Below are 10,195 nucleotides of genomic sequence, written 5' to 3' on the forward strand. Positions count from 1 at the left end.
GTTCCCCTGGTCTGCGGGAACTCCACCCCGACGCCTGTACGTTGACTGCGGCACGGGGCCGCCCTAGCGGCCGGAGCCCCCGTCGGCGTTGGGGCCGGTGTAGTCCTCGCCGTAGGCGCCCTTGGCGGGGCGGCGTCGGCGCATGGGGGGCTCGACGCCGTCGGCGAGGCGGCGGGCGGTGAGCAGGAAGCCGGTGTGGCCGATCATGCGGTGGTCCGGGCGGACGGCCAGGCCCTCGACGTGCCAGTTACGGATCATCGATTCCCAGGGCTGCGGCTCGGCGAAGCAGCCCATCTCACGGATGGACTCGACGGTCCGGGCGAGCTGGGTGGTGGTCGCGACGTAGCAGCAGAGGATGCCGCCGGGGACCAGCGCCTTGGAGACGGCCTCCAGGCATTCCCAGGGGGCGAGCATGTCGAGGATGACGCGGTCGACGTCGGCGTCGGACAGGTTGTCCTGGAGGTCGCCGACGGTGAGCTGCCAGGCGGGGTGCGGGCCGCCGAAGTAGCGCTCCACGTTCTGCTGGGCGATCTCTGCGAAGTCCTCGCGGCGCTCGTAGCTGTGCAGCATGCCCTGGTCGCCGATGGCGCGCAGCAGGAAGCTGCTGAGCGAGCCGGAGCCGACGCCGGCTTCCACGACGCGGGCGCCGGGGAAGATGTCGGCGAAGGCGAGGATCTGCCCCGCGTCCTTGGGGTAGACCACGGCGGCGCCGCGGGGCATGGACAGGACGTAGTCGGGGAGCAGGGGGCGCAGCGCGAGGTAGGCGACGTTTCCGGTGGTGCGGACAACGCTGCCCTCGGGGGCGCCGATCAGTTCGTCGTGCGGAAAAGAACCCTTGTGGGTGTGGAAGTTCTTTCCCTCTTCGAGCGTGAACGTGTAGTGACGGCCCTTGGGGTCGGTCAGCTGAACCTGGTCCCCGACCTTGAAGGGCCCGCGTCGGCGGGCGGCACCGGTCGGTTCGGACATGTGACCAGAGTACCGGGGTCAGGAGGAGGGTCTTGCCATGGCCCGGACGAAGGCGCGCTCGACGTCCGCGGTGGACAGCACGCCGTAGATCTCGCCGGTGTCCTCGACGACCAGGTACTCGGTGGCGGGGCTGGCCCGCAGGTGGTCGAGGAGCGGCTGTCCGGTGAGCTCGGCGGGGACCTTCATCCCGTCGGTGAGCTCCTGGGAGAGGGCGCTGACGGCGACCCAGGGGCGGCGGTGCTGCGGGACGCCGGCGATGGAGGTCTCGCGGACCAGGCCGGTGGGGTTGCCCTGGCCGTCGACGACGACGAGGGCGCGGGCCCCGGCCTCGTTGGCGCGGCGCAGCGCCTCGGACAGCGGCGTGGCCGGCTCGACGGGGATGGCCCGCCGGGTGAGAGTGCGGGCGCGCAGCTCGGGGAGGTGCTCGCGGAGCCGGGCCATGCGCAGGCTGTTGCCGGCGCCGGTCCAGATGATGGCCGCGAGGATCGCGGCGAGCAGGGCGTCGGTGACGGTGTTGACGCCGCTGATGTCGTCGGTGTCGTTGCCGAGCAGGCCGGTCTGGGTGAGCAGCGGCAGGCCGACGAGGACGGCGACGGCGAGCGCGCGGCCGACCCAGGCGGCGGCGACGGTGCCGCTCATCGCCTTGCCGGTGATCTTCCAGACGACGGCGCGGAGCATCCGGCCGCCGTCCAGGGGCAGGCCGGGCAGCAGGTTGAACGCGGCCACGATCAGGTTGGAGATCATCAGTCCGGCGAGCAGGACGCCGGGGACGGTGCCGGGCTCCACGGCGTTCATGGCGAGGTAGAAGACGCCGGACAGGACCAGGGAGAGCAGCGGGCCGACGAACGCGAGGACGAACTCGCGCCCGGGGGTCTCGGCCTCCTTCTCGATCTCGGAGACGCCGCCGAAGAACTGCAGCTGGATGCGGCGCACCGGGAGCTTGAAGCGGAGCGCGGCGATGGTGTGGGCGAGTTCGTGGACGAGGACGGAGGCGTAGAAGGCGACGGCGAAGAAGAGGGAGACCAGGTAGCGGGCGGCGCCGAGGTCGGGCAGCACGCGGTCGATCTGGTCGCCGAAGACCCAGGTGATCAGGGCGGCGACGAGGAACCAGCTGGGGGCCACGTACACCGGCACGCCGAAGGGACGGCCCATGAGGATGCCGCCTCCGGGTTCCTCGGTGCGCTGCGGCTTGTCGTCGCCCGGTCCCGGTCCCGTCGCGCCGGACCGCGGCCGGTCGTTCTCGCCGCTGGCGTCGTCCTGGTTCACGGGTTCCCTTCACTGCCGGTACTGCCTCGACCCACGTCGTCGCGGCACTCTTCGATCATGCAGCGTGACGGGGTGTGGAGTCGATGGTATTCCGCCGGGTGTCAGCGGCGGGCCGTAGGGTCTTCGGCATGAGTACCAGCGAGCAGCCGGCGTCGGAGCCACGTACGCCCTCGTCGTTGTCGCCGTCCCGGGCGAGCGACTTCATGCAGTGCCCACTGCTGTACCGGTTCCGGGTGATCGACCGTCTGCCGGAGAAGCCGAGCGAGGCGGCGACCCGGGGCACGCTGGTGCACGCCGTCCTGGAGCGGCTGTTCGACGCCCCGGCGGCGGACCGGACCGCGCCCCGCGCCAAGGCGCTGATCCCGGGCCAGTGGGACCGGCTGCTCGAATCGCGGCCGGAGCTGGCCGACCTGTTCGCCGAGGACGCCGAGGGGGAGCAGCTGACGCGCTGGCTGGGCGAGGCGGAGCAGCTGGTGGAGCGGTGGTTCACGCTGGAGGACCCGACGCGTCTCGAGCCGGCGGAGCGCGAGCTGTTCGTGGAGACGGAGCTGGAGTCCGGGCTGCGGCTGCGCGGGGTGATCGACCGGGTCGACGTGGCGCCGACGGGCGAGGTGCGGATCGTCGACTACAAGACGGGCAAGGCGCCGCGGCCGGAGTACAGCGAGGGCGCGCTGTTCCAGATGAAGTTCTACGCGCTGGTGGTCTGGCGGCTGAAGCAGGTGGTGCCGCGCCGGCTGCAGCTGGTCTACCTGGGCAGCGGCGAGGTGCTGACGTACGACCCGGTCGAGGCGGACCTGCTGCGGGTGGAGCGGAAGCTCCTCGCGCTGTGGGAGGCGATCTCGCTGGCCACTCGGACGGGTGACTGGCGGCCGCGGCCGACGAAGCTGTGCGGGTGGTGCGATCACCAGGCGGTCTGCCCGGAGTTCGGCGGGACTCCCCCGGTGTATCCGCTGGAGATCGTCTCCGCGCGCCCGGCGGAGTCCGGGATGGGCGGTCAGGGCAGAATGGACCCGGTCCAGCCCGCCCCGTAAAGGAGTTCTCGTGGCCATCCGCGTCCTACTGGTCGACGATCAGCCGCTGCTGCGCACCGGCTTCCGGATGATTCTGGAGGCGGAGCAGGACCTCGCGGTCGTCGGCGAGGCCGGGGACGGCCTGCAGGCGCTGGACCAGGTGCGGGCGCTTCAGCCCGACGTGGTGCTGATGGACATCCGGATGCCGCGGATGGACGGGGTGGAGGCGACCCGCCAGATCACCGGCCCGGGCCGGGACGGACCGGCGAAGGTGCTGGTGCTGACGACCTTCGACCTGGACGAGTACGTGGTGGAGGCGCTGCGGGCGGGGGCGAGCGGCTTCCTGCTCAAGGACGCCCCGGCGAACGAGCTGGTGCAGGCGATCCGGGTGGTGGCGGCCGGCGAGGCGATGCTGGCCCCGTCGATCACGCGCCGGCTGCTCGACAAGTACTCGGCCCATCTGCCGTCCGGCGAGGAGCAGGTGCCGGACACCCTGAACACGCTGACCGAGCGCGAGGTCGAGGTGCTGAAGCTGGTCGCGCGCGGGCTGTCGAACGCGGAGATCGCGGCGGACCTGTTCGTCAGCGAGACGACGGTGAAGACGCATGTGGGCCATGTGCTGACGAAGCTGGGGCTGCGCGACCGGGTGCAAGCGGCGGTGTATGCGTACGAGAGCGGCCTGGTGCGCCCGGGGGCGCAGTAGCAGGCCACATCACGGGAACGGGCCCGGCGCGGTGTGCGCCGGGCCCGTTCGCGTACGTGTCCGCGTGAGCGGCCGTGCGGGGTCCTGGTCAGGCCTTCTTCAGCTCCCAGAAGCGGAAGACGGTCGAGGAGTCCAGGGTCCACTCCAGGCCGGTGACGGTCTCCTTGGCCACCGCGTACTGCTTGCCCTGCCAGAGCGGCAGGACCGGGACATGCTCGGCCACGAGGTCCTGGAGCTCGGCGAAGTCGGCCTCGGTGGTGGCGCGCTCGGCGGCGGCCGCGGTCTTCGGGATGAGCGTGCCGGTGATCCGCTTGTTCTCGAAGTTGTTGCCGAGGACGTTGCCCTCGCCGAAGAACGGGCCGGTGAAGTTGTCCGGGTCCGGGTAGTCCGGCACCCAGCCCTTCACGTACACGCCGTACTTGCCGGCCTCGACGTCCTTCTCGTACTGCTCGATCTCGACGGACTTCACGTCGGCGTCGAACAGCCCGCTGTCGTTGAGCTGCTTGGCGATCGCCTCGAACTCCTGGTCCGTGGCGGGACCGTAGCGGCTCGGCGTGGACCAGAGGGTGAGCTTGACCTTGTCCTTGACGCCGGCGGAGCGCAGCGCGGCCTTGGCCTTGGCCGGGTCGGGGCGGCCGCCGTAGGCGTCGAAGAAGGCGGTGTTGTGACCGGCGATGCCGGCCGGGACGATCGAGTACAGCGGGGTGGCCGTGGACTTGTAGACGTCCTCGACGAGCGCGTCGCGGTCGACCAGGTAGGCGATGGCCTTGCGGACGCCGAGCTTGCCGACGACCGGGTCCTTCAGGTTGAACACCAGGTGCTGGACCTCGGCGCTGCTGCCCTCGACCACCTCGACGCCCTGGTGGGCGCTGGTCGCGGAGGTCTCCAGGGCGGCGATGTCGCCGGCAGCGAGGCCTCGGTAGGCGACGTCGATGTCGCCATTGGTGAGCGCCTCGGACAGGCCCTTGCGGTCGCCGCCGAACAGCTTGAGGGTGACGCCCTTGTTCTGGGTCTTGGCGGTGCCCTTGTAGCTGCCGTTGACGGAGAAGACGGCCTCGGCGTCGCTGATCGAGTCCAGCTTGTACGGGCCGGAGCCGACGGCCTTGCCGTCGGTGCGCAGCGCGTCCGCCTGGTACTCGCGGTGGTCGACGATGGAGCCGGCGCCGGAGGCGATCTTGCTCGGGAAGGTGGCGTCGGGAACCTTCAGCGTGAAGACGACCGTCTTCTCGTCGGGGGTCTCGATGGAGTCGATCGTGGAGAGCAGCGGGCCGGGGCCGGACGGGGCGTCGATCTTCAGCGCACGCTCGAAGGAGAACTTGACGTCCTTCGAGGTCAGCGGGTTGCCGTTGCTGAACTTCAGGCCGTCGCGCAGGGTGCAGCTGTAGACCTTGCTGCCGCCCTCGAAGCCGCACTTCTGGGCGGCCTCGGGCTCGGGTTCCGTGCCGCCCTTGGGGAAGGCGAGCAGGGACTGGAAGACGTTGTTGAACAGCAGCCAGGAGCCGGGGTCGTAGCCCGCGGCCGGGTCCGTCGCCAGGACCTCGTCCGACATGCCGACGCGTACGGCGTTGCCCTGGCCGCCCGCGTCGCCGCCCGTCTCCGTGCCACAGCCGCTCAGCAGGGCGGCGGAGAGACCCGCCGCCAGCGGGGCGGTCAGCCACTTGTTGTGTGCCTTCACAGAACCTTGCCTCGTGATCTCTTGCCGGCCGGCCGCGCACGGTCGCACGGCCGGGTAACGCAGGGGGTCAGGCGGTGCCGCGACCGAGCTCCCAGAGCTGCAGGTCGGAGGAGGTGTTCAGCGCCCATTCGACGCCGGTCACGTCGTCGCGGGCGGCGACGTACTGCTTGCCCTGCCACAGCGGGAGGACGGGCACGTCACCGGCGACGATCTCCTGCATCTGCTCGAACGCCGGGGTCGCGGCGGTGCGGTCGGCCTCGCGGCGCGACTGCGGGATCAGCCGGTCGCGGACGACCTTGCTGACGTAGGGGGTGTTGAGGAAGTTGTCCGCGTCGAGGAACGGAGCGACGTAGTTGTCCGGGTCCGGGAAGTCGGGGAACCAGCCGAGCCCGTAGACGGGGTAGTCGCCGCGCTTCTGCGCCGGGCGGAACTCGGCCCACTTCGTGCCCTGGACGGTGACGGCGAAGAGGCCGGTGGCGTTGAGCTGGTCCCGCAGGGCCGCGAACTCCTTGGCGGTGCTGTCGCCGTAGCGGTCGGTCGTGTAGTGCAGGGTCAGCTTCACCGGGGAAGTGATGTCGGCGTCGCGCAGGATCGTGGCGGCCTTGGCCTTGTCGGGCTCGCCGTACTTGTCGAAGAACGAGTTGGTGTGCGCGGGGATGCTCGACGGGATCAGCGAGTAGAGCGGCTGCGCGGTGGAGCCGTACACCTCGCCGGCGATCCGGCCGCGGTCGACGACGGCGGCGATGGCCTGCCGGACGGCCTTGTTCTTGACGGACGGGTCGGTGGTGTTGAAGCCGAGGTAGCGGATCTCCAGGCCGGGGACCTCGATGAGCTCGATGCCCGCCTTGGGGTTCTCGGCGAGGTCCTTGATCTGCTTCGGGTCCATGGCGCGGGTGGCCATGTCGATCGTGTCGGCCTCCAGGGCCTCGCCCATGGCCTGCGCGCTCTCGAAGGAGCGGAGCTCGATCTTGTCGTTGCGGAACTCGATGTCGCCCTTGTACTTCGGGTTCTTGGTGAAGACGGCCTTGACGACCTGGTCGCCCTGCTGCTCGACCTGCATGGTGTACGGGCCGGAGCCGTCGACGTCGAAGCCGTCGCGGAGCTTCTTGGGGTCGTACTTCGCCTTGCTGACGATGCCGGCGGCGGGCGTCGCGAGCTTGTACGGGAAGGTGGCGTCGGGCGTCTTCAGGTGGAAGACGATCGCGTTCTCGCCGTTCGGCTCGATCTCGTCGATGTTGGACAGCAGCGCGGCGGGGCCGTTGTCGTTCTTGATCGCGAGGACCCGCTCGATGGAGAACTTGACGTCCTCGGCGGTGACCGGGGTGCCGTCGGCGAAGGTGAGGCCGTCGCGCAGGGTGCAGCGGTAGCTCTCGCTGGCCTTGTCGGTGAAGCCGCAGTCGGAGGCCGCGTCGGGGACGGGCTTGCCGCCGCCGCGCGGGACGTGCATGAGCGTCTGCAGGGTCTGGCGGAGCACGTTCCAGGCGCCGGTGTCGTACGCGTACGCCGGGTCGAGGGGCGCGGGGGCGTCCTCGGTGGCGACGAACTGGTCCGTGGTCCCGACCACGATGTGCTTGTCGCCACCGCCCACGGCGCCCACGGTGGTACCGCAGCCGGCGAGTACGGGGGCGAGCATGCCGGCGACGGCCGGCAGCACCAAGGTCTTGCGGTTCACGGAAAACGTTCTCCTCATCCGGCACTGGGATACAGCGGGTACGGACACTCCGCCGCTGCCGCCCGGTCGGGGCGGAGCGATCGGGCCGGGATTCAGCGATCGTTCCTGTGGGCGCGGCGACTTGGGTTTGCGCCGGCGCACACGGTGAGTGCGGCGAAGTACGACCGAAAGATTAGTGCGCGGCGCGGGGGCGGCCGGACGGGGTGGCGGGCGTCGATTCACCGCTGAGTGAGCACTGATGCGATCCGCTCGATAACGATGCGCGGGAAGGAATCGCGCAAGGCCCTACGAATCCGGACACATGACAGCACCGGAAGCGCATGTTCCGGGCATGGGGCACAGAAAGGCCACCCACCCCTCGGCACGCTGCGTGACCAAGGTCACGCGGGCGACTTCGGGACGGGTGGCCTTGAGGCAGGCGCAGACGATCACGGAGAACGCACGGTACGGAGCCCTGCGTTTCCGTACGCGCGTTCGCTCAGCTTCCGCTCACACGCCGGTGATGAGCGTCCGCAGGAACGGCACGTCGACCTCTTCGAGCGAGCGCACCACGACCCGGCCGCCCGCGGGGGCGATCGGGGCGACGGACGGCACGGCCACCACTCGGCAGCCGGCCGCCTCCGCGGAGGCCACGCCGGTCGCGGTGTCCTCGATGACCGCGCACAGCCCGGGGTCGGCGCCGATGCCGCGGGCGGCCGTCAGGTACGGCTCGGGGTGCGGCTTGGTGCGCGTCACCTCGTCGCCGGCGACGGTCAGCGCGAACCGGTCGCGGCCCACCGAGGCGAGCACCCGGTCGATGATCCGGCGGTGCGAGGCCGAGACCAGCGCGGTCGGGATGTTGTGCCGGGCCAGCTCGACGAGCAGCCGCTCGGCGCCCGGCATCAGGGGCACGCCCCGGCCGATGCGCTGCTCGAACTTCTCGTTGAGCAGCACGGTCAGCTCGGCCAGCGTGATGTCCGCGCCGGTGGCCTCGATCAGGTAGCCCGCGCTGCGGCTCATGGGGCCGCCCACGACGATGTCGCGCCAGGACTCGTCCAGCCGGTGTCCGAGCGCGGCGAACGCCTCGACCTCCGCGTCCCACCAGAATCCCTCGGTGTCGACGAGGGTGCCGTCCATGTCGAGGAAGACCGCCTGCAGGGCGGACCCTTCGTTGGTACGAATCAAGGACGCGGGGACCGTACTGGTCATCCGGCACACCTCCATGAGGGACGAGAAGGCCGGTCCCGCCCCCCGGTACGGGGAGGGAGACCGGCCTGCACTGGACCAATCAGTGTACGTCGCGCTCACCGAAGGTGCAGAGCATTACCCGGCGGGCCTGGCGTTTCGGTCACCGTGCGTCGAAGATTTCATCAGTGCGTCACCGTGCATCGAAGTCTTCATCGGTGCGTCACCGTGCATTGAAGTCTTCATCGGTGCGTCACCGTGCGTTGAAGTACTTCGCCTCGGGGTGGTGGATCACGATCGCGTCCGTGGACTGCTCCGGGTGCAGCTGGAACTCCTCGGAGAGGTGGACGCCGATGCGCTCGGGCCGCAGCAGCTCGGCGATCTTCGCCCGGTCCTCCAGGTCGGGGCACGCGCCGTAGCCGAGCGAGAAACGCGCGCCGCGGTACTTGAGCGCGAACATGTCCTCGACGTCCGCCGGGTCCTCCCCCGCGAAGCCGAGCTCGGCGCGCACCCGGGCGTGCCAGTACTCGGCCAGCGCCTCGGCGAGCTGCACGGACAGGCCGTGCAGTTCGAGGTAGTCGCGGTACGAGTCGGCCGCGAACAGCTCGGCCGTGGCCTCGCCGATCTTCGAACCGACGGTGACGACCTGGAGGCCGACCACGTCGGTCTCGCCGGACTCCTCCGGGCGGAAGAAGTCCGCGAGGCAGAGCCGGCGGCCGCGGCGCTGGCGCGGGAAGGTGAAGCGGGTCCGCTCGTTGCCCTCCTCGTCCAGGATGATCAGGTCGTCGCCCTTGGAGACACAGGGGAAGTAGCCGTGCACGACGGCCGCCTCCAGGAGGTTGTCGGTGTGCAGCCGGTCCAGCCAGCCGCGCAGCCGCGGCCGGCCCTCGGTCTCCACCAGCTCCTCGTACGTCGGCCCGTCGCCGGCCCGGTTCTGCTTGAGGCCCCACTGGCCCTTGAACAGCGCGCCCTCGTCGAGCCAGCTCGCGTAGTCCTTGAGCGGGATGCCCTTGACCACCCGGGTGCCCCAGAAGGGCGGGGCGGGCACGGGGTTGTCGACGGCGACGTCGGAGCGGCCGCCGGGCTCCGGCTCGGAGATCTCCAGGGCGGCGTCCCGCTTGGCCACCCGGCGCTGCTTGAGCTCCGGCAGCGCGGCGCCGGGGACGCCGCGCTTGACCGCGATCAGCGCGTCCATCAGGCGCAGCCCCTCGAAGGCGTCGCGGGCGTACCGGACCTCGCCCTCGTAGATCTCGTGCAGGTCCTGCTCGACATAGGCGCGGGTGAGCGCGGCGCCGCCCAGGATGACCGGGTAGTCGGCGGACAGGCCCCGCTGGTTCAGCTCCTCCAGGTTCTCCTTCATGATCACCGTGGACTTGACCAGCAGGCCGGACATGCCGATGACGTCGGCGCGGTGCTCCTCGGCGGCGTCGAGGATCGCGGAGACGGGCTGCTTGATGCCCAGGTTCACCACGTTGTAGCCGTTGTTGGACAGGATGATGTCGACGAGGTTCTTGCCGATGTCGTGCACGTCGCCGCGGACGGTGGCCAGCACGATCGTGCCCTTGCCCTCGTCGTCCGTCTTCTCCATGTGCGGTTCGAGATGGGCGACGGCGGTCTTCATCACCTCCGCGGACTGGAGCACGAACGGCAGCTGCATCTGGCCCGAGCCGAACAGCTCACCGACCACCTTCATCCCGTCCAGCAGGATGTCGTTGATGATCGACAGGGCGGGCCGCCCC

At 70.4% G+C, this 10,195-nt stretch carries 8 protein-coding genes; 2 read left to right on the top strand and 6 right to left on the bottom strand.

All coding sequences use genetic code 11. From position 1 onward, the window contains the following. Nucleotides 1-63: 63 nt before the first annotated feature. Both VIU94_RS28425 and VIU94_RS28430 read right to left on the bottom strand, forming a co-directional pair. Nucleotides 64-966 carry a tRNA (adenine-N1)-methyltransferase gene (locus VIU94_RS28425; RefSeq protein ID WP_331915489.1) on the bottom strand — a complete coding sequence of 301 codons (903 nt, stop codon included), beginning with the start codon at nucleotides 964-966 and terminating at the stop codon, nucleotides 64-66. Between the two features lie 18 nt (nucleotides 967-984). Next, nucleotides 985-2,232, bottom strand: a complete 1,248-nt coding sequence (locus VIU94_RS28430; protein WP_331915490.1) for a site-2 protease family protein — start codon at nucleotides 2,230-2,232, stop codon at nucleotides 985-987. A gap of 128 nt (nucleotides 2,233-2,360) precedes the next feature. Between VIU94_RS28430 and VIU94_RS28435 the strand changes: the two genes are divergently transcribed. Both VIU94_RS28435 and VIU94_RS28440 read left to right on the top strand, forming a co-directional pair. Beyond that, nucleotides 2,361-3,263, top strand: coding sequence for a RecB family exonuclease (locus VIU94_RS28435; protein ID WP_331915491.1), 903 nt, complete (start codon nucleotides 2,361-2,363; stop codon nucleotides 3,261-3,263). A 10-nt stretch (nucleotides 3,264-3,273) separates the two neighbouring features. Continuing rightward, entirely contained in the window at nucleotides 3,274-3,945 is a 672-nt protein-coding gene (locus VIU94_RS28440; RefSeq protein WP_331915492.1) for a response regulator, read from the top strand. An 88-nt stretch (nucleotides 3,946-4,033) separates the two neighbouring features. On the opposite strand, the gene VIU94_RS28445 is transcribed toward VIU94_RS28440, so the two are convergent. The 4 genes from VIU94_RS28445 to VIU94_RS28460 all read right to left on the bottom strand — a co-directional run. After that, nucleotides 4,034-5,620, bottom strand: a complete 1,587-nt coding sequence (locus VIU94_RS28445) for an ABC transporter substrate-binding protein (RefSeq protein WP_331915493.1) — start codon at nucleotides 5,618-5,620, stop codon at nucleotides 4,034-4,036. Nucleotides 5,621-5,687: 67 nt separating this feature from the next. Further along, nucleotides 5,688-7,292 carry an ABC transporter substrate-binding protein gene (locus VIU94_RS28450; RefSeq protein ID WP_331915495.1) on the bottom strand — a complete coding sequence of 535 codons (1,605 nt, stop codon included), beginning with the start codon at nucleotides 7,290-7,292 and terminating at the stop codon, nucleotides 5,688-5,690. Between the two features lie 489 nt (nucleotides 7,293-7,781). Then, nucleotides 7,782-8,480 (bottom strand): HAD family hydrolase, encoded by a 699-nt coding sequence (locus VIU94_RS28455; protein WP_331915497.1) that lies wholly within the window; start codon nucleotides 8,478-8,480, stop codon nucleotides 7,782-7,784. Nucleotides 8,481-8,709: 229 nt separating this feature from the next. Beyond that, nucleotides 8,710-10,195: vitamin B12 dependent-methionine synthase activation domain-containing protein (locus VIU94_RS28460; RefSeq protein ID WP_331915499.1), on the bottom strand; the 1,486-nt coding region annotated here is incomplete at its 5' end.

The sequence above is a fragment of the Streptomyces sp. genome (assembly GCF_036566765.1).
Lineage (GTDB): Bacteria > Actinomycetota > Actinomycetes > Streptomycetales > Streptomycetaceae > Streptomyces.